This is a genomic window from Sphingomonas qomolangmaensis, from assembly GCF_024496245.1.
GTDB classification, from domain to species: domain Bacteria; phylum Pseudomonadota; class Alphaproteobacteria; order Sphingomonadales; family Sphingomonadaceae; genus Sphingomonas; species Sphingomonas qomolangmaensis.
The window spans coordinates 87,379-106,502 of record NZ_CP101740.1; the positions used below are offsets into that span (position 1 = coordinate 87,379).

The window sequence follows — 19,124 nt, forward strand, 5'->3', positions numbered from 1 at the left end:
TTAGGACGCATGGCAACGCTCCCCGTGATTCATACCGCCCCCGGCGAGGGGCTGCGGCTCCCGCAGAATGTCGAGGCCGAAGCGGCATTGCTCGGCGCGATGATGATCGACAACCGGCTGGCCGACGATGTGTCGGACATGCTGACCCCCGACCATTTCTTCGAGCCGGTGCATGGCCGAATCTTCGGCGCGATCGGCAAGCTGCGCGGCGAGGACATGCTCGCCAACCCGCTGACGCTGCGGCCGATGTTCGCGGGCGACGAGGGTATGAAGGAGCTGGGCGGCCCAGCCTATCTGGCGCAGCTGACCGGATCGGGCGCGGGGCTGATCGGCGCCAAGCAGTTCGCCAAGCAGATCTACGACCTGGCGATGCTGCGCACGCTGGTCGAGGTCGGGCGCGACCTGGTCGAAAAGGCGATGGACACGTCGGAGGCGATCAATCCGGCGGCGCAGGTCGAGGCCGCCGAAGAGGCGCTGTTCGCGGTCGCGGCGGGGCGCGACACCACCAAGACGATCAAGACCTTCGCGCAGGCGACTACCGCCGCGGTCGACATGGCGGCCAAGGCGCTCAACACCGGCGGTGGCCTGTCGGGCGTCACCACCGGGTTCGACAGCATCAACGCGCGGATCGGTGGCCTGCATCATTCGGATTTGATGATCCTTGCCGGGCGTCCGGGCATGGGCAAGACCTCGCTCGCCACCAACATCGCCTTCAACGCGTCGCGGCGCTGGATCGACGATATGGCGCTCGGGATCGCGCCCAAGGATTCGGTGGGCGCCAAGGTCGCCTTCTTCAGCCTCGAAATGTCCGCCGACCAGCTGGCGACGCGTATCCTCGCCGAACAATCGCGAATCAGTTCGGAAGCTTTGCGCATGGGCAAGATCAGCAAGGCCGAGTTCCGCCAATTGGCCGATGCCGCGACCGACCTGCAGAACCTGCCCTTGTTCATCGACGATACCGCAGGCCTTTCGATCAGCGCGCTGCACACGCGCGTTCGCCGCTTGAAGCGCCAATTGAAGGACGATCTGAAGTTCATCGTCGTCGATTACCTCCAGCTTCTGTCGGGATCAAACAATCGCGCGGGCGACAATCGCGTGCAGGAAATCTCGGAGATCAGCCGCGGCTTGAAGACGCTCGCCAAGGATCTCGACGTGCCGGTGATGGCGCTGTCGCAGCTCAGCCGCGCGGTCGAGCAGCGCGAGGACAAGCGCCCGATGCTGTCGGACCTTCGCGAGTCGGGGTCGATCGAGCAGGACGCCGACATCGTGTTCTTCGTCTATCGCGAGGATTATTACGTCGCCGCGCGCGAGCCCAAGCGCCCGGTCGAGGGCGACGATCCGCGCGTGTTCGAAGACCATCAGAAATGGCATATGGAGATGGAGCGGGTCTATGGCCTCGCCGAGCTAATCATCGCCAAGCAGCGCCACGGCGCGACGGGCAAGGTCATCCTGAAGTTCGAGCCCGAGATCACGCGGTTCAGCGACTATGCCGGTCCGCAATATGCGGGGCCGCTGGAGTAAGGGGGACTCGGTTCGCTAACGGGGAGGGGGCGGGGGCGGGTGCCTAAACCCAGCCGTCGAGCACCTGGTCGGGCGGGCGGTGGCCATCGGCCCAGACGCGGATGTTGGCGATCACCTTCGCCCCCGTCGCCGCGCGGCCCTCGAAGGTCGCCGATCCCATATGCGGGGTCATCACCACATTGGGGAGCGCCAGTAGCCGCGGATCGATCGCAGGCTCGTGCTTCCACACGTCGAGCCCGGCGCCCGCCAGCCGCCCGGCCTCGAGCGCGTCGACCAGTGCCTCTTCGTCGAGGATGCCGCCGCGCGAGGCGTTGATGACATAGACGTGCGGGCGCAGCAGCCCGATCCGGCGCGCATCGATCAGGTTTTCGCTGTCGGCGTTGCGCGGGGTGTGGATCGTCAGAATGTCGATCGCCTCCAGCATCTCGTCGAGCTCGGCGTGCCAGGTCGCGCCGAGCTGCGCTTCGAGCACGCCGGGCAGGCGGTGGCGGTTGTGATAATGGATCGTCAGCCCGAAGGCGCGCGCGCGTGCCGCCACCGCCTGGCCGATCCGCCCCATGCCGACGATGCCGAGCGTCTTGCCGCCGATCCGGTGCCCCAGCATCGCGGTGGGGCTCCAGCCGGTCCAGGCGCCCGACCGCACCAGCTTCTCGCCCTCGGCCAGCCGGCGGGGGACGCCGACGATCAGCGCCATGGTCATGTCGGCGGTGTCTTCGGTGAGCACGCCGGGCGTGTTGGTGACCAGGATGCCGCGCGCGCGTGCGGCCTTGAGGTCGATATGGTTCACCCCGGCGCCGTAATTGGCGATCAGCTTGAGCCGCGGCCCCGCACCCGCGATCAACGCGCCGTCGATCGAATCGGTGACCGTCGGCACCAGCACGTCGCAATCGGCCATCGCCGCCGCCAGCGCCGCGCGCGGCATCGGCACGTCGTCGCGGTTGAGGACGGTATCGAACAATTCGATCATGCGGTCCGAAGCGCCGTCGGGCAGCGCTCGGGTGACGATTACCTTGGGGCGGGCGGATCGCTGATCGGGCATCGCATTCGATTGGCCCTGCCGCCGCCGCCAGTCAACGCCTTGAACGTCGCCCGATCGCCGCGCTACGGGTCGGCGATGAGCAGGCGGAACAACATCATGAGCAAAGGCGGCCTGGCCGCGACGGCGATCACCCTGGCGTTGATCGCGGCGCCGGTATCGGCGCAGCAGCGCAAGCCGCCTTATTATGCGTCGATCGCGGCGAGCGAGGCGCGGATGCGGACCGGGCCGGGGCGCAATTACCCGGTGAACTGGGTCTATGTCCGCGCCGACCTGCCGATCCGGGTGATCGACATCTATCGCGACTGGCGCAAGGTGGAGAGCGCCGACGGCACCAGCGGATGGATGCAGGTGGGGCTGCTGAGCGATCGCCGCACCGGGATCGTGCAGGGCGGCATCACCGAGCTTCGCGAATCGGCCGATGCCGGCGCGCGCGTCGCGTGGCGAGTCGCGCCCGGGGTGGTGGGACGGATCATCGGCTGTGCGCGCGGCTGGTGCCGGATCGATATCAAGGGGCGCGGCGGCTATATCGAGCAGGCAAGGTTGTGGGGCGTCGCGCCCGACGAGGACGTGGATTAGGCTCCCCTCCCTTCCAGGGAGGAGGGAATTCACCCGACCAGTTCGACCGCCATCGCGGTAGCTTCGCCGCCGCCGATGCACAGCGACGCTAGCCCGCGCCGCGCGCCCTTGGTTTCGAGCGCCGACAGCAAGGTCGCGAGGATACGCGCGCCGCTCGCACCGATCGGATGGCCGAGCGCGCACGCGCCGCCATGGACGTTGACCACGTCGTGCGACAACCCCAGGTCGCGCATCGCGATCATCGCGACGCAGGCGAACGCTTCGTTCACCTCGAACAAGTCGACATCGCCGGTGCTCCACCCGGCCTTCTCCAACGCCTTGCGCATCGCGAATACCGGGGCGGTGGTGAAGCGCGCCGATGCGTGGGCGTGCCCGGCATGCGCGACGACGCGCGCGACCGGGGTGAGGCCGAACTTCTCGGCGATCGACATCCGCGTCATCACCAGCGCCGCCGCGCCGTCGGAGATCGACGAGGCGTTGGCGGCGGTGATCGTGCCGTCCTTCGAGAAGGCGGGCTTGAGCGTCGGGATCTTGGCGATGTCGCCGCGCGCGGGCTGCTCGTCGAGCCGGACGGTGGTGACGCCCTTGCGGCCCTTGACCTCGACCGCCACGATCTCGCGATCGAACGCGCCCGACGTCTGCGCCTGCTGCGCGCGCTCGAGGCTGGCGATCGCGAAATCGTCCTGCGCGGCGCGGGTGAACTGATATTCGGCGGCGGTATCCTCGGCGAAGCTGCCCATCAGCCGGCCGGGCTCATAGGCATCCTCGAGCCCGTCGAGATACATATGATCCTTCATCGCATCATGGCCGATCCGCGCGCCCGAGCGGTGGCGCAGCGACAGATAGGGGGCGTTGGTCATGCTCTCCATGCCGCCCGCGACGATGAAATCGGCCGACCCCGCCGCCAGCGCTTCGGCGGCCATGATCGCTGCCTGCATGCCCGATCCGCACATCTTGTTGAGCGTCGTCGCCTCGACATGCTCGGGCAGCCCCGCGCCGAGCGCCGCCTGGCGCGCAGGGGCCTGGCCGAGGCCGGCGGGGAGGACGCAGCCCATGTAGATGCGCTCGATCGCCTCGCCCTTGAGCCCCGCGCGCTCGACCGCGGCCCCCACTGCGGCGGCCCCCAGCTGGGTCGCGGTGGCGTCGGTCAGGCACCCCATGAAGCTGCCCATCGGGGTGCGGGCATAGCTGGCGATGACGACCGGATCGGCGGTGGTGGATGACAAGGGCGGTTCCTCTCGGTTCTGGTTTGCGTCGATCTAGGGGGCAGCGGGCGGCTTTGCAAAGCCGGGGCGCTGGGCATCGGCCGGCGGGACGGCTAGGCGGGCGGGATCGCGGCGACGGGAGGGGTGACTTATGATCTGGCCGATCCTGCTTGGCATATTGGGGGCGGTGTTCGGCAGCTTCATCGCCACCGTCGCGATCCGCTGGCCGCAGGGGCGCTCGGCATTGCAGGGGCGTTCGGCATGCGACGGCTGCGGCAAGTCGCTGCGCGCCGCCGAACTGGTGCCGATCGTCAGTTTTGTCGTGCAACGCGGGCGATGCCGCGCGTGCGGCGCGCGGATCGCGCTCGGCCATCCGGTCACCGAAGTCGCCGGGCTGGTGATCGGGGTAAGCGCGGGGCTGGTCGCGCCGGGGATCGAGGGGGCTGCCGGGGCGCTCTTGGGCTGGCTGTTGCTGGCGCTGGCGGCGATCGACCTTGCCGCCTTCTGGTTGCCCAACCCGCTGGTGCTCGCGCTGGCGATCGGCGGGCTGGCGAGCGGCGGGGCGGGGCTGGCGCCGCCGCTGTCCGATCGCGCGATCGGCGGGATCGCGGGGTTCGGCGTGCTGTGGCTGGTCGCCTTCGTCTATCGCCGGGTGCGCGGGCGGATGGGCTTGGGCGGGGGCGATCCCAAATTGTTCGGCGCGATCGGGCTATGGCTGGGGTGGCAGGCGCTGCCCGCGGTGCTGCTCGCGGCGTGCGTGCTCGGCATCGCCGCCGCGCTACTGCTGCGCCGCACCCGCGCGAGCGACCGGCTGCCGCTGGGGACGTTGCTCGCGATCGGCGCCTATGGCTGGTGGCTTGTCGCGACGGGCGCAGCCCCTAAACTGCTGTAAATCCATCGGAGCGACCGCATGCAATCGATCCTCGACGCGCAACGCGCTGCTTTCATGGCCGAACTTCCGGTGACGGTCGCTGCGCGGCGCGACCGGCTGCGGCGCGCGATCGCCATGCTGATGGGCAACCAGCAGCGCTTCTGCGACGCGCTCTGCGACGATTTCGGCCATCGCAGCCAGGAACAGTCGCTGCTGACCGACATCGCCGCGTCGATCGCGCCGCTGCGCCATGCGCTCAAGCAGCTCGATCGCTGGTCGCGACCCGAAAAGAAGCCGGTGCTGTTTCCGCTGGGGCTGCTCGGCGGGCGCGCCTGGGTCGAATATCAGCCCAAGGGGGTGGTCGGGATCATCGCGCCGTGGAATTTTCCGGTCAATCTGGTGATGAGCCCGCTCGCGGGGGTGTTGGCGGCGGGCAACCGCGCGATGATGAAGACCAGCGAATTCACCCCGCGCGTCGCCGCATTGTTCGAGGAACTGGGCGCGCGCTATTTCGACGCCAGCGAAGTCGCCTTCGTCTCGGGCGGGGCCGAGGTCGGCAAGGCGTTTGCCGCGTTGCCCTTCGATCACCTGTTGTTCACCGGCGCGACCGGCATCGGGCGGCATATCCTGCATGCCGCCGCCGACAATCTAACGCCGGTGACGCTCGAGCTTGGCGGCAAATCGCCGGTGATCCTGGGGCGATCGGCCGATATCGCGCGCGCGACCGAGCGGGTGGTGATCGGCAAGATGCTCAACGCCGGGCAGATCTGCCTCGCCCCCGATTATCTGCTGGTCCCCGCCGATCGCGAGGAAGCGGTGGTCGCGGGGCTGCAGGCGGCAGCTAGCGCGCAATATCCGACGTTGCTCGCCAATACCGATTACACCGCGATCATCAATGACCGACACCACGAGCGGCTGACCGGCTGGATCGAAGACGCACGCGCGAAGGGCGCCGAGGTCATCGTCGTGAACCCTGCGAACGAGGATTTCGCCGGATCGAACAGCCGCAAGCTGCCGCTGCACATCATCCGCGGCGCGACCGACGCGATGACGGTGATGCAGGAGGAAATCTTCGGCCCGATCCTGCCGATCCGCAGCTACGACACGATCGACGACGCGATCGCCGAGGTGAACCGCCGCGATCGCCCGCTGGCGCTGTATCATTTCGGCACCGACGAAGCCGAACGCCGCCGCTTGCTCGACCGGACGATCTCGGGCGGGGTGACGCTCGACGACGTAGTGTTCCATGTCAGCCAGGAGGAACTGCCCTTCGGCGGCATCGGGCCCTCGGGAATGGGCGCCTATCACGGCGAGGCAGGCTTCCGCACCTTCAGTCACGCGCGGTCGATCTATCGCCAGCCGAAGATCGACGTGGCTAGGCTCGCAGGGCTGAAGCCCCCCTACGGCGCCGCGACCCGCCGCTCGATCGCGAAGCAGATCAAGGGCTAGCGAGGCACAGCGGAATCGACCCGAAATCCTCCCCCGCCAGGGGGAGGGGGACCATGCGCAGCATGGTGGAGGGGGAGGATTCCCAACGGCCCGCGCGTGTCCGCCCCCACCACCGCTTGCGCGGTCCCCCTCCCCCTGGCGGGGGAGGAAGAACCTGGCGCCGAGTCGCCCGTCCGACCCAAAACTATCCTCCCCCGCCAGGGGGAGGGGGACATGCGCAGGATGGTGGAGGGGGAGGAATTCCCAACGGCCCGCGCGTGTCCGCCCCCACCACCGCTTGCGCGGTCCCCCTCCCCCTGGCGGGGGAGGAAGAGCCGGCACCCAGCCGCCGTGCGACCCAAAACTATCCTCCCCCGCAAGGGGGAGGGGGACCACGACGTATCTACTTCAACGCCGCACGATCCAAATTCAGCGCCGCCGCGGCGATCACCTCGACCTTCGGATACGCCTTGCGCAGCGGTTCGATGAACTGCTTGGCATCGCCCACGACGACGATGCTCGCCGCCGCCGGATCGAGCAACGCCGCCGCAGCCGCCTGCACCGCGCGCGGGTCGACCGCCTCGGTCGCGCTGCCATAGCGCTGCAGTTCGGCGAGCGGCACCGCTTCGACGACATAGTCGCCGACCAGCCCGGCAATCCCCGATCGCGTTTCGGTCGCGCGGCCGAAGCTGCCGATTAGCACCGCCTTGCGCGTCGCGAGCTCGGCGGCGGGGGCGGGCTCGGTGCCCAGCCGGCGCATTTCGGCGGCGATGATCGCCACTACGTCGGGTGCGGTTGGGTTCTTGGTCTGCGTCGCCGCCGCGACCGGACCGACCCCGCGCCGCGCATCGAGCTGGCTCCCCGCGCCATAGGCCAGCCCGCGCTTGATGCGGATTTCCTGGTTGAGGCGCGACGAGAAGCCGACCCCCAAGGTCGCATTGGCGACATTGGCGGCATAGAAACGCGGATCACTGCGCGCGATCCCCGGGCGTGCGACGACGACCCCCGCCTGGCCCGCATCGGGGAGGTCGACGACGATTACCCGCGGTTGCGGCACCGCGGGCGCCGCCGCAGCGCGCACGGCGGCCTGGCCCTGGCCGCGCCAGTCGCCGAACAACTGCTCGGCCAGTTTCTGCCCGCCCGCCGCATTGATATCACCCACCAGCACCAACGCCGCGCGCTCGGGCCGCCAGCTCGCGCGATACGCCGCCATCACTTCGTCGCGGGTGATCGCCTTGAGCGACGCGGGCGTGCCCCCCAGCCGGTTGCCATAGGCCGCATCGCCGAACACCGCGCGAGTCGCGACGATCCGCGACAGCGCACCGGGGTCCTTGAGCTGCACCGTTACCCCGTCGATCGCCTGCGTCCGTGCGCGATCGAGTTCCTCGGCGGCAAAGGCCGGATTGCGCGCGACGTCGGCAAGGATGCCGAGCGCCGGCGTGAGCTGGTCGGACTTCACCGTCAGCGTAACGCCAGCGCCGTCCCATTGCGCGTCGCTCGCGATCGACCCGCCGAGCGATTCGACCGCCTGTGCGATCTGCGTCGCGCTGCGCGTCGTCGTGCCCTTGGTCAGCAGCGACGCGGTCATGCTCGCAAGCCCCGCGCGCCCCGCCGGATCGAGCGCGCCGCCGCCCTCGATCACCAGCGCCGCGCTCACCAGCGGCAACCCGCGCTTTTCGACGACGATCACCCGCATCCCGTTGGCGAGGCGGGTCTCGGTCGGCTGCGGCAGCGCGGGCTTCACCGGCGCGCCGGGTTCGGGGGGCGCGACGCGCTCGCCCGCCGCCGCGGCGGTGTGGATGACGATGTCGGCGGGTGCCTTCAACTCGGCAACCTTCACCGTTGGTGCCAGCGCGATGGTGTCGCCCTTGGTGCCGGCGGGGGCGCTCTCGGCCGGGTTGTAGCGGATCGACGACGAGCGCGCGTCGGTCAGGTAGCGGCGTGCGACGCGCTGGACATCGGCGGCGGTGACCGTCGCAAGCTCGGCCAGCCGCTTGTCGGCGGCCTTGGGATCGCGATCGACGATGATCGCGTTGGCGAGCGTGAAGGCCTTGCCCTCGGCGGTCTCGCGCCCCTCGATATTCTCGGTCAGCAATTCGTTCTTGGCTTCGGCGAGCTCGGCGGCGGTGACGGGCTCGTCGCGCAGCCGAGCGATCTCGCGCCGCAGCGCCGCCTCGCCATCCACTGCGGTCTTGCCGCCGGCCAGGATCGCATAGACGCTGAACTGCCCGGTCGATTGCTTGGCGTCGTAGAAGCTCGCCGCCTGCGCCGCCAATTGGTCGCGATAGACCAGCGACTGGTACAGCCGCGAATTGTCGCCGCCCGCCATGATCGTGTTGAGCACCGTCAGCGCCGCGGCATCGGGGTGGTTCGACGGCGGCAGCGGATAGTTGATCAGCACCGCGGGCAGCGGGGTGTTGGGCTCGTACACCGTATAGGCACGCGCCTTGGTCGGTTCGGGTTCGGTCGCGGTGACGCGCGGGATCGGCCGTGCGGGCTGCTTGATGCCTGCGAAATACTGGTCGACCCACTGGTCGAGCTGCGCGGGATCGAAATTGCCCGCCACCACCAGCACCGCATTGTCGGGGCGGTAATAGGTCGCATGGAAGGCGCGGATGTCGTCGATCGTCGCGGCGTCGAGATCCTCGATGCTGCCGATGCCGGGGCGCGCATAGGGGTGCGTCGTATAGCCGATCATCGGGCGATAGAGGTAGAACAGCTTGCCGAAGGGCGCGGCGAGGACGCGGCTGCGCAATTCCTCCTTCACGACTTCGCGCTCGGAGGCGAACACCTTGGGATCGACCACCAGCGTCGCCATCCGGTCGGCCTCGGCGAACAACAGCCGCTGCAAATGGTTGGCGGGCACCGCCTCGAAATAATTGGTGTAGTCGTCGCCGGTCGATGCGTTGTTGTAGCCGCCGACATCCTCGGTCAGCCGGTCGACCTGCTCGTCGACCAGGTTGCGCGTGCCCTTGAACATCAGATGCTCGAACATGTGCGCGAAGCCCGACTTGCCCGCGGGATCGTCCTTCGATCCGACATCGTACCAGACCTGCACCGACACCGTCGACGTCGTGGTGTCGCGGATCGCATAGACGCGCAGGCCGTTTGCGAGCGTGCGTTCGGTATAGACGATCGGTTCGACGCCGACCGGCGCGGTCGCCGCCGGGGGCGGCGTCTGCGCGTGCGTCGCGACCGGCGTCAGCATGGTGGCGAACAGCAGTGCGGCGGCGAACTTGGTCATGGCGGTCTCCGGTGGAGGCGCCGTTGTGCCGCAGTCCCCGCGCGTGTCAATCGCCGCAGCCGCGATCGCGCGGCGCTGTCCTACAAGCACTGGTTTTGATAGGTCGAGCCCATGACCACGCACTTCCCGCGCTCGGCCGCCATCGTCTTTCGATTCGGCGGGGAGGGAAATATGGGGGGGTGTAGTGTAGCTTTTGTAGCCTTCCGAACCATCGGTACGGCGCGACTCGCGGGGCTATCGTCGGTACCTGCGCCGACCCGATCGGGCCGGCGCAAGCAGGGGGTTCAGGCGGGTTCGGTTACCGCGTCGGCGCGCGGATTGATCTTGGCTTTCGCCATCGCGGTCAGCTTGTCGTCGGTCGCATATTCCTCGTCGAGCGTCTGCTGGAGGATGCCCGCGATCTCGGTATGGCCGAGCTGCTCGGCCCAGGTGACCAGCGTGCCGTAGCGCGTGATCTCGTAATGCTCGACCGCTTGTGCGGCGGCGATCAGTGCAGCGTCGAGCACCGCCTTGTCGGCGATCTCGCCCGCGGTTTCGTTGGCTTCCTTGATGATGCCGTCGATCGCGGGGCAGGTCACCGCCTTGGCCTTCTCGCCCAGCAGCTCGAACACCTGCTCGAGGCGGGCAATCTGGCCTTCGGTTTCGGTCAGATGCTGTTCGAACCCGGCCTTCAGCCCGGCGTCGGTCGCCTTGGCGACCATCTTGGGCAGCGCCTTGGTGATCTGGTTCTCGGCATAATAGACGTCCTGGAGCTGGTGCAGGAACAGGTCGTCGAACGTGGCGATGTCTTTGGTGAACAAGCCCATGATGGCCTCCATCGTAAGAGTGGACGCCAGGCCGGGGGAACAGCAGGCGTCGCTGCATCAACCCGCAAGGCGTGCCGATGGTTGCGATGCCGGCCCGATGATCGCCACCATTCGCAGCGCTTAGCGCTTCTTGTTGCCGCGGTTGGCGTACAGCAGGGCGGCCGCCAGCGCCGCCGACCCGACGCCGACGCCGATCGCGGTCATCGGCCAGTGCCGGCTGCGATCCTCGGCGGGGGGCTTGGCCTGTGCCGCGGTGCGGCGCGCCTGCGCATCCTTGGCCGCAACGACGATCTCGTTGCTCGGCAGCTCGTCTTGGTCCGACATCTCGCTCTCCGTTTTTGGTATGCTGCTTCAGCCGTGGTCGCGTTCAGCATAGCGCGCCCGAAATTCGTCAGCAAACGCGCTCAAGCCACCGCGTTCGATCGCGCTCCGAAGATCGGCCATCAGCGCCTGATAGAACCACAGATTATGCTCGGTCATCAGGATCGCGCCCAATATCTCGCCGGTGCGCACCAGATGGTGCAGATAGGCGCGGCTCCACCCCGCGCAGGTCGGACAGCCGCAGCTCGGGTCGACCGGACCCTGGTCCTCGCCAAAGCGCGCGTTGCGGATGTTGAGCGGGCCGTTGCGGGTGAAGGCCTGGCCGTTGCGCCCGCTGCGCGTCGGCAGCACGCAATCGAACATGTCGATCCCGCGCTCGACTGCGCCGACGATGTCGTCGGGCTTGCCGACCCCCATCAGATAGCGCGGCCGCGCGGCATCGAGCTGGCCCGGCGCGTAATCGAGCACCCCGAACATTGCCTCCTGTCCTTCGCCCACCGCGAGCCCCCCGACCGCATAGCCATCGAAGCCGATATCGAGCAGCGCATCGGCGCTCGCCTTGCGCAGCCCCTCATCGAGCGCCCCCTGCTGGATCCCGAACAACGCCGCACCCTCGGCATGCGCGCCGCCCGCATCGAAACCCTCGCGCGATCGCCGCGCCCAGCGCATCGACCGCTCCATCGCCGCCGCCTGCACCTCGCGCGTCGCGGTGGTGGGCACCAGCTCGTCGAACGCCATCACGATGTCGCTGCCCAGCAACCGCTGGATTTCCATCGACCGCTCGGGCGACAGCATGTGGCGCGACCCGTCGATATGCGACCGGAACGCAACGCCATCCTCGCTACGCGTCGTCAGGTCCGACAGGCTCATCACCTGATAGCCGCCGCTGTCGGTCAGGATCGGCCGGTCCCAGCCCATGAAGCGGTGCAACCCGCCCAGCCGCGCGACCCGCTCGGCACCGGGGCGAAGCATCAAATGATAGGTGTTGCCCAGCAGGATATCGGCGCCGCCTGCGCGTACATCGGCGGGCTTGACCGCCTTCACCGTCGCGGCGGTGCCGACCGGCATGAAGGCGGGGGTGCGGATATCGCCGCGGCGCATCGCGATGGTGCCGGTGCGGGCCTTGCCCCCGGTCGCGTGGATGGTGAAATCGAAACGGGGACGCATCCGCGATGCTTTGCCGTCCCGCGCGCCGAATGGAAAGGGCAAGCCGATGGCCGAACACGACTATGCCGCACGGATCGCCTGGACCGGCAATCGCGGGCAGGGGACGGCAAGCTATCGCGGCTATGCCCGGACCTGGGACGTGACGACGCCGGGCAAGCCGGTGATCCATTGCTCGAACGACCCGCTGCTCGGCGGCGATCCGGCGCTGCCCAATCCCGAAGACCTGCTGCTGGCGTCGCTCTCGGCCTGCCACATGCTCTGGTATCTGCATCTGGCGAGCCAGGCGGGGATCGTCGTCCATGGCTATGTCGACGACCCGTTGGGGGTGGGCGAGACGCTGGCCGGCGGCGAGGGGCGCTTCCTTCGCGCGACGCTGCGGCCGGCGATCGAGCTGGCGGCGGGTGCCGATCTCGCGCTCGCCGATCGGCTGCACCACGAGGTCGACCGCTATTGCTTCATCGCGCGATCGGTGAATTTCCCGGTGTCGGTCGAGGCGACCTATCACCCGCGATGAGCATGCGCGCGATGTCGTTCGGCGCGGCGAACACCAGGTCGGGCGACTGCGCCCGCAGCGCCGATTCGCTGGCATATCCCCACAACACCGCCCCTGCGCGCATCCCCGCCCGGCGCGCGGCTTCGATGTCGCGGGTTTCGTCGCCGATCGAGATCGCCTCGCTCGCGCCGACCCCGGCGCGCTTGAGCGCGCGGCGATATTTGGGCGCCTTGCCGTACAGCGACGACGCGCACTCCCACACATCGACCAGCGCTGCATTGTCGGGGCCGAGGATGCAGCGCGCGTTGAGCTCGGAGTTCGAAGTGACCACCGCCACGCGGATCCCCGCGGCCTTCAGCGCCGCAAGCAGCTCGGCGATCCCCTCGAACAGCGCGATCTCATGGGTGTGCAGCGCCAGCAGGCTGCGGACATAGCGCGCGATGAAGGGCAGCTTCCACGCCGGGATACCCAGGTGCCGGATCACCTCGCGCGTGGTCTTGTCGCGCATCCCTTCGACCTCGTCGGGGTCGACCGCGCGAAAGCGGTATTTTTCCGCCAGATGGTCGACGATTCCCAGGAACCAGCCGCCGCTGTCGGACAAGGTGCCGTCGAAATCGAAGATCACCAGCCGGATCGGCGCGCCGGCATCTGCATCGGGGACGGTCATCGCCCTGTGTGACAAACTCGTGTCAGGGGATCAACAGGCTGGCATCGCCATAGCTGTAGAAGCGGTATTCGGCCGCGATCGCATGTGCATAGGTCGCCTGCATCGCCTCGCGCCCCATCAGCGCCGATACCAGCATGAACAGCGTCGATCGCGGCAGGTGGAAATTGGTCATCAAGCCGTCGATCCCCTTGAAGCGATAGCCCGGGGTGATGAAGATCGCGGTGTCGCCCTCGAACGCCGCGATCTGGCCGGCATCCTGCGCGGCGCTTTCGATCAGCCGTAGGCTGGTGGTGCCGACCGCGATCACCCGCCCGCCGCGCGCACGCACGGCGTTCAGCCGCTCGGCGGTGGCGGCGTCGATCCGGCCCCATTCCGAATGCATCTGGTGGTCGTCGGTATCGGCGGCCTTCATCGGCAGGAAGGTGCCCGCGCCGACATGCAGCGTCAGCGTCTCGTGCCCGATCCCCGCTGCGGCGAGCGAGGCGAGCAATGCCGGGGTGAAGTGCAGCGCTGCAGTGGGTGCCGCGACCGCGCCGGGTTCGGCGGCGAACATCGTCTGATAGTCGTCGGCATCGCGCGCATCGGTGCCGCGCCGCGCCGCGATATAGGGTGGCAGCGGCATCCGGCCCGCACGCTCGAGCAGCAGCTCAACCGGTTCGTCGCCCGCGAAATCGAGCGCGAAGCTGCCATCGTCACCGCGGTCGCCTGCGGTTGCGGTGACGCCATGGCCGAAATCGACGGTGTCGCCGTCGCGCAGCCGCTTGGCGTTGCGGATGAAGGCGCGCCAGCGGCGCGGCCCCTCGCGCTTGTGCAAGGTCGCGCCGATGCTCGCCTCGCCGCGCTTGCCCTCGAGCTGCGCGGGAATGACGCGGGTGTCGTTGAACACCAGGCAATCGCCGGCGCGCAATTGGCCGGGCAGGTCGGTGACGACCGCGTCGGTGGTCGCACCACCCTTCACCACCAGCATCCGCGCCGAATCGCGCGGCGCGGCGGGGCGCAGCGCGATCCGCTCGGGCGGCAGTTCGAAATCGAACAGGTCGACGTTCATTGCTTCAATGCAGTCCTTGCACCCGTTCGCCCTGAGCCTGTCGAAGGGCGCCCCGCCCTAACCCGGGCGCGGTGCTCGCCGATCGTTCGGGCCGGACGTCGATAAGCTCCGTCCGAACGGTAGTTGGCTGGTCGCAATATCTCAGTTGCTCGGGGCAGTCCCGGGCAGCACGACTTCCTTCTCGCCAGCGGGCAGCGCGGGGGCGGTCGCCGCTTGCGGGGTGAAGGGCGGGGGATTGTCGGCGGCGATATAGGCGCGGAGGATGCGTGCGGGGTTCGCGGGCGGCTCGCCGCGCGGGATCGCATCGACATGCTCCATCCCCGAAAGGACGCGGCCGAACACGGTATAGTCCTTGTCGAGCGACAGCCGCGGCGAGAAGACGATGAAGAACTGGCTGTTCGCGCTGTTCTCCGCCGCGGTGCGCACTTCGGCGGTGGCGCCGGGCGCCGAACCCTGGCGCGCTGCCGATACCGCGCCGCGGACGTGCGGCAGATAGTTGAACTCGGCCTCGACATCGGGAAGCGGCGATCCGCCGGTGCCGTCGCCCTTGGGATCGCCGGTCTGCGCCATGAAGCCATCGATCACGCGGTGGAACAGCAGCCCGTCGTAGAATTTCTGGCGGGTGAGGCCCTTGATCCGCTCGACCATCTTGGGCGCGACATCGGGACGCAGCCAGATCGTGACGCGGCCGCCGGTCGACAGGTCGAGCAGCCAGAGATTCTCGGCATCGGTGGTCGCCGGCGGCGTCGCGCGCCCGGTGGCGTTGGATTCGACGATCTGGGCGCTGGCGGGCAGCGCCGCCCCGAGCCCGAGGACCGCAAGCATGGCAAGAACGAAACGCATGGGAAACCCCGTCAACCTGATGTGGTGGTGGCCCTAGAACAAAAGCCCGGTGGCGAAAAGAGCGCCCCGCTTGGCGGCGGGGCGGGGGGCGTCAGCTGCCCTTGCGGCCGATCACCTCGACGCGCGCGGCGACATCGGCGCGCACCGGACCCGAGACGAACTTGCCGATGTCGCCGCCATACATCGCGATTTCCTTCACCAGGCGGCTGGCGATCGGCTGGAGCGAGACATCGGCCATCAGGAAGACCGTCTCGATCCGGTCGTTCAGCTGCTGGTTCATCCCCGCCATCTGATATTCATATTCGAAATCGGCGACCGCGCGCAGCCCGCGCACGATCATGTCGGCGCCCTCGCGCTCGGCAAAGTCCATCAACAGCGAATCGAACGCGACGACGTGGACCTCGGTCTCCATCCCCTCGACCTCGCGGCGGACCATCGCCAGCCGCTCCTCGATCGTGAACATCGGCGATTTCGACGGGTTGGTCGTCACGCCGATCACCAGCCGGTCGACGATCCGGGCGGCGCGGCCGATGATGTCCATGTGGCCGAGCGTCACCGGATCGAAGGTGCCGGGATAGACGGCGGTGCGAATCGTCATGAAGTCCCTTCGTCGGTCACCGATCGCGTTCCAGCGTGAAGCGCGCGATGTCGCGCAGCAGGTCGGCTTCGTTGCCATAGGCGTGGAGATGGTCGATCGCCTGTTCGACCAGGATGCGTGCCTGTTCGCGCGCGCGCTCGACCCCGAGCAGCGAGACGAAGGTATCCTTGCCCGCCGACCCGTCCTTGCGCAGCGCCTTGCCGACCGCTTCTTCGTCGCCCTCGACATCGAGCAGGTCGTCGGCGATCTGGAAGGCGAGCCCTACGTCGCGTGCATAGCCGCGAAGCCCGGTCCGCCCCTCGATCGGCAGCCGGCCCAGGATCGCGCCCGCCTCGACCGAGCAGGCGATCAGCGCGCCGGTCTTCATCGCCTGCAACCGGGTGACGGTAGGCAGGTCGAAGCTGGTCTTCTCGGCCTCGAGGTCCATCATCTGCCCGCCGCCCATCCCTGCGGGGCCGGCGGCGTTCGCGATGCACTGGACCAATTCGACGCGGACGAACGGATCGCCATGCGTGCGCTCGTCGGCGAGCAGCTCGAACGCCAGCGCGTGGAGGCAATCGCCCGCCAGGATCGCGGTCGCCTCGTCGAACGCCTTGTGCACCGTCGGCTTGCCGCGGCGCATGTCGTCGTCGTCCATCGCGGGCAGATCGTCATGCACCAGGCTGTAGACGTGGATGCATTCGATCGCGGTCGCGACGCGCGCGATGCATTCGCGATCGACGCCGAACAATTTGGCGGTGGCGAACACCAGCAGGGGGCGCAGCCTTTTGCCGCCGCCGATCGCGGCGTGGCGCATCGCCTGGTACAGCCCCGCACGCGGATCGGCGGGGATCGGCAGCAGCTGGTCGAACTGGCGATCGATCTCGGCGGCAATGTCGCGCATCGCGTTCTGCAATGGGATCGAGGCGTGGCGCATCCCGCTCAACGTCAGGCGCCCGCGAACGCGGTGGTGCCCACCGGCTGGCCGCTGCCATCGAGCCGGATCGCCTCGATCCGTGCCTGCGCCGAATCGAGCCGCGCGGCGCACTGCTTCTTCAGCCGGTCGCCGCGCTCGTACAGGTCGATCGCCTCCTGCAGCGACGCGTCGCCGCTTTCGAGGCGGCTCACGATCCGCTCGAGTTCCTTCAATGCTTCCTCGAACGAAAGCTCGGCGATGCCGGGTTCCTCTGCCATGTGCGATGCTATGCGGCAGGTTCGGGTCGGCTTGCAACCGGGTTGCGCGCAAGTGCGGTCGCAAGCCCGATATTCCAGCGCTTGGGCGTGCCGTTCAAGCCTCCGCCGCGAGCTCAGCGACCAGATCCTTGCGGCTGAGCTTGCCGATCATCGTCTTGGGGAGCGCCTCGCGCACCACCACCGCGTCGAGCCGCTCGTGCTTGCCGAGCTGCGGGTTGATCCACGCCGCGATCGCCGCGCCGGTAACGCCACTGTCCTCGACCAATGTGACATAGGCGCGCGGCACTTCGCCGCGGTAGGTGTCGGGCATGCCGATCACCAGCGCCTCGCGCACCGCGGGGTGGTGGTACAGGATCGCTTCGATCTGGCTGGGGAACACCTTGAAACCGCCGACCGCGATCATGTCCTTCAGCCGGTCGACGATGCGGATATAGCCGTCTTCGTCGATCGTCCCCACATCGCCGGTGCGCAGCCAGCGACTGCCATCGGCGGCGTGGCAGAACGCCTCGCCATCGGCATCGGGCCTGTTCCAATAGCCGAGCATGATCTGCGGCCCCGCAACGACGATCTCGCCCGGCTCGCCATCGGGGGCGGGGCGCGAGGGATCGGCCTTGTCGACCAGCCGCACCCGCGTCGCGGGCAACGGCAGGCCGATCGTCCCCGACTTGTTCAGCCCCTCATAGGGATTGGTCGACACCACGCCCGAGCTTTCCGACAGGCCATAGCCCTCGACCAGCTTCGCCCCCGACACTTCCTCGAACCGCGCCTTGAGCTCGGCGGGCAGCGGCGCGCCGCCCGAAATGCAGATCCGCAGCGAGCTGAGGTCGGTCTTGGTAAGGCTCGGATGCTCGAGCAGCGCGCGATACATCGTCGGCACGCCGGGCAGCGCGGTCGCGCCGGTGCGCGCGATCGCCGCCAGCGCCGCCCCTGCCTCGAAGCGGGGCAGCAGCACCATCTCGCCCCCCGCCACCACGGTGCGGTTGAGCACACAGGTGTTGGCGAACACATGGAACATCGGCAGCGCGCCCAGGATGCGATCGACCCCGATCCCGCGCTGCGGATCGACCTCGGCCACCTGCCGCGCATTGGCCGACAGATTCTGGTGGCTCAGCATCGCGCCCTTGGGGCTGCCGGTGGTGCCGCCGGTATATTGGATCAGCGCCAGATCGGTCATCGGGTCGAGCGGCGGCGTCTCGCACGCGCCCGGGTTGGCGATCAGCGCCGAGAAAGCGGTGATCCGCGAATCGTCGGGGCGCGGCGCGATCTCCTTGCGCTTGAGCATGCGGTAGAAGACCGACTTCGCGGCGGGCAACGCGCCAGCGACCGACCCCACCACCAGCCGCTCGAGCGAACTCTGGTCGAGCACCTTCACCGCGGTCGGCAACAATGCGCTCGCCGAGATCGTGAACAGCAGCCGCGTCCCCGAATCCTCGACCTGATGCGCGAGCTCGTCGGCGGTATAGAGCGGCGAAAAATTCACCACCGTCGCGCCGAGCTTGAGGATGCCGTAATAGGCCGCGACGTAATGCGGGACGTTGGGCAGGTACAAGCCGATCCGGTCGCCCTTGCCATAGCCCAGCGCCGCCAGCCCGCACGCGACGCGGCTCGCGCCGTCGAGCGTCTCGGCATAGCTGTAGCGCCGGCCCAGAAATTCGATCAACGGCGCGTCGCCGCGCTCGCGCGCCGATTGTTCGAACAGCGCGATCATCGTCTGCGGCGGGAACGCGCGATCCCACGCGCCGGGGTGGTGATAGGCGGTCCGCCAGGCGGTCTCGGGATCGTTCATTTACACAGGTGTAAGCAGCGTTTTCGGGCGGTGCAAGCTAGCGGGCGATCCGCTGCGTCCAGGTCACCAGCACCGATACCGCCATCAATCCGGTGTCGATCGCCGCGGCGATCTGGCGCGGGTCGCGATCGCTGGTGTCGTGCAGATTGATTCGAATGTCGGTGGTCGGATGGCGCACCGCCAGCAGCAGTACCAGCACCGCGATCAGGACCAGACCATAGGGACGACGCTGCATGCCGTTCGAACTCCGACGCGACGAAGATTTGACTGGGCGCGATATATCGTAATTGCGCGGTGCTTGCCAGCGTTTCGCAAGCCGGTCGCGTTTGCGGCGATTG

19 protein-coding genes are annotated in these 19,124 nt (G+C 68.4%); 5 read left to right on the plus strand and 14 right to left on the minus strand.

Annotated elements, in window-relative coordinates:
• The first annotated feature begins 9 nt into the window (after positions 1-9).
• Positions 10-1,521 carry a replicative DNA helicase gene (locus NMP03_RS00505; RefSeq protein WP_256506614.1) on the plus strand — a complete coding sequence of 504 codons (1,512 nt, stop codon included), beginning with the start codon at positions 10-12 and terminating at the stop codon, positions 1,519-1,521.
• Between the two features lie 43 nt (positions 1,522-1,564).
• On the opposite strand, the gene NMP03_RS00510 is transcribed toward NMP03_RS00505, so the two are convergent.
• Positions 1,565-2,560: a 2-hydroxyacid dehydrogenase gene (locus NMP03_RS00510; protein WP_256506615.1), complete on the minus strand. Its 996-nt coding sequence runs from the start codon at positions 2,558-2,560 to the stop codon at positions 1,565-1,567.
• Positions 2,561-2,656: 96 nt separating this feature from the next.
• On the opposite strand from NMP03_RS00510, the gene NMP03_RS00515 reads away from it, so the two are divergent.
• Complete coding sequence (locus NMP03_RS00515) at positions 2,657-3,136, plus strand: SH3 domain-containing protein (protein WP_256506616.1); 480 nt, start codon at positions 2,657-2,659, stop codon at positions 3,134-3,136.
• Positions 3,137-3,165: 29 nt separating this feature from the next.
• Here the strand turns inward: NMP03_RS00515 and NMP03_RS00520 are convergent, their stop codons facing one another.
• The gene (locus NMP03_RS00520) at positions 3,166-4,308 is read right to left on the minus strand and encodes an acetyl-CoA C-acyltransferase (protein ID WP_256508164.1); all 1,143 of its coding nucleotides are present in this window, start codon (positions 4,306-4,308) and stop codon (positions 3,166-3,168) included.
• Positions 4,309-4,492: 184 nt separating this feature from the next.
• Between NMP03_RS00520 and NMP03_RS00525 the strand changes: the two genes are divergently transcribed.
• Both NMP03_RS00525 and NMP03_RS00530 read left to right on the plus strand, forming a co-directional pair.
• On the plus strand, positions 4,493-5,233 hold the full coding sequence (locus NMP03_RS00525) for a prepilin peptidase (protein ID WP_256506617.1): 741 nt from the start codon (positions 4,493-4,495) through the stop codon (positions 5,231-5,233).
• 18 nt (positions 5,234-5,251) lie between these two features.
• A complete protein-coding gene (locus tag NMP03_RS00530) occupies positions 5,252-6,661 on the plus strand; it encodes a coniferyl aldehyde dehydrogenase (protein ID WP_256506618.1) in 1,410 nt (469 codons plus the stop codon).
• Between the two features lie 382 nt (positions 6,662-7,043).
• Here the strand turns inward: NMP03_RS00530 and NMP03_RS00535 are convergent, their stop codons facing one another.
• From NMP03_RS00535 to tgt, 4 genes are all read right to left on the minus strand, one after another.
• The gene (locus NMP03_RS00535) at positions 7,044-9,884 is read right to left on the minus strand and encodes a M16 family metallopeptidase (protein ID WP_256506619.1); all 2,841 of its coding nucleotides are present in this window, start codon (positions 9,882-9,884) and stop codon (positions 7,044-7,046) included.
• Positions 9,885-10,168: 284 nt separating this feature from the next.
• The gene (locus tag NMP03_RS00540) at positions 10,169-10,690 is read right to left on the minus strand and encodes a YciE/YciF ferroxidase family protein (RefSeq protein WP_256506620.1); all 522 of its coding nucleotides are present in this window, start codon (positions 10,688-10,690) and stop codon (positions 10,169-10,171) included.
• Between the two features lie 120 nt (positions 10,691-10,810).
• Complete coding sequence (locus NMP03_RS00545) at positions 10,811-11,014, minus strand: hypothetical protein (RefSeq protein WP_256506621.1); 204 nt, start codon at positions 11,012-11,014, stop codon at positions 10,811-10,813.
• Positions 11,015-11,041: 27 nt separating this feature from the next.
• Positions 11,042-12,178, minus strand: coding sequence for a tRNA guanosine(34) transglycosylase Tgt (gene tgt, locus NMP03_RS00550; RefSeq protein WP_256506622.1), 1,137 nt, complete (start codon positions 12,176-12,178; stop codon positions 11,042-11,044).
• A 46-nt stretch (positions 12,179-12,224) separates the two neighbouring features.
• On the opposite strand from tgt, the gene NMP03_RS00555 reads away from it, so the two are divergent.
• A complete protein-coding gene (locus NMP03_RS00555) occupies positions 12,225-12,692 on the plus strand; it encodes an OsmC family protein (protein ID WP_256506624.1) in 468 nt (155 codons plus the stop codon).
• Here NMP03_RS00555 and NMP03_RS00560 read toward each other — a convergent pair.
• The 8 genes from NMP03_RS00560 to NMP03_RS00595 form a co-directional block, all read right to left on the minus strand.
• Positions 12,634-13,338 carry an HAD hydrolase-like protein gene (locus NMP03_RS00560; RefSeq protein ID WP_256506625.1) on the minus strand — a complete coding sequence of 235 codons (705 nt, stop codon included), beginning with the start codon at positions 13,336-13,338 and terminating at the stop codon, positions 12,634-12,636. The two genes, NMP03_RS00555 and NMP03_RS00560, sit on opposite strands and share 59 nt — an antisense overlap.
• Before the next feature lie 22 nt (positions 13,339-13,360).
• Positions 13,361-14,386: a tRNA preQ1(34) S-adenosylmethionine ribosyltransferase-isomerase QueA gene (gene queA, locus NMP03_RS00565; protein WP_256506626.1), complete on the minus strand. Its 1,026-nt coding sequence runs from the start codon at positions 14,384-14,386 to the stop codon at positions 13,361-13,363.
• A 141-nt stretch (positions 14,387-14,527) separates the two neighbouring features.
• Positions 14,528-15,229: a peptidylprolyl isomerase gene (locus NMP03_RS00570; protein ID WP_256506627.1), complete on the minus strand. Its 702-nt coding sequence runs from the start codon at positions 15,227-15,229 to the stop codon at positions 14,528-14,530.
• A 91-nt stretch (positions 15,230-15,320) separates the two neighbouring features.
• A complete protein-coding gene (gene coaD, locus NMP03_RS00575; RefSeq protein WP_256506628.1) occupies positions 15,321-15,827 on the minus strand; it encodes a pantetheine-phosphate adenylyltransferase in 507 nt (168 codons plus the stop codon).
• 16 nt (positions 15,828-15,843) lie between these two features.
• Complete coding sequence (locus NMP03_RS00580) at positions 15,844-16,743, minus strand: polyprenyl synthetase family protein (protein WP_256506629.1); 900 nt, start codon at positions 16,741-16,743, stop codon at positions 15,844-15,846.
• Between the two features lie 11 nt (positions 16,744-16,754).
• The gene (locus tag NMP03_RS00585; protein WP_256506630.1) at positions 16,755-17,000 is read right to left on the minus strand and encodes an exodeoxyribonuclease VII small subunit; all 246 of its coding nucleotides are present in this window, start codon (positions 16,998-17,000) and stop codon (positions 16,755-16,757) included.
• A 94-nt stretch (positions 17,001-17,094) separates the two neighbouring features.
• Positions 17,095-18,786: a long-chain-fatty-acid--CoA ligase gene (locus NMP03_RS00590; RefSeq protein WP_256506631.1), complete on the minus strand. Its 1,692-nt coding sequence runs from the start codon at positions 18,784-18,786 to the stop codon at positions 17,095-17,097.
• A gap of 37 nt (positions 18,787-18,823) precedes the next feature.
• The gene (locus NMP03_RS00595) at positions 18,824-19,021 is read right to left on the minus strand and encodes a hypothetical protein (protein WP_256506632.1); all 198 of its coding nucleotides are present in this window, start codon (positions 19,019-19,021) and stop codon (positions 18,824-18,826) included.
• Positions 19,022-19,124: the final 103 nt, after the last annotated feature.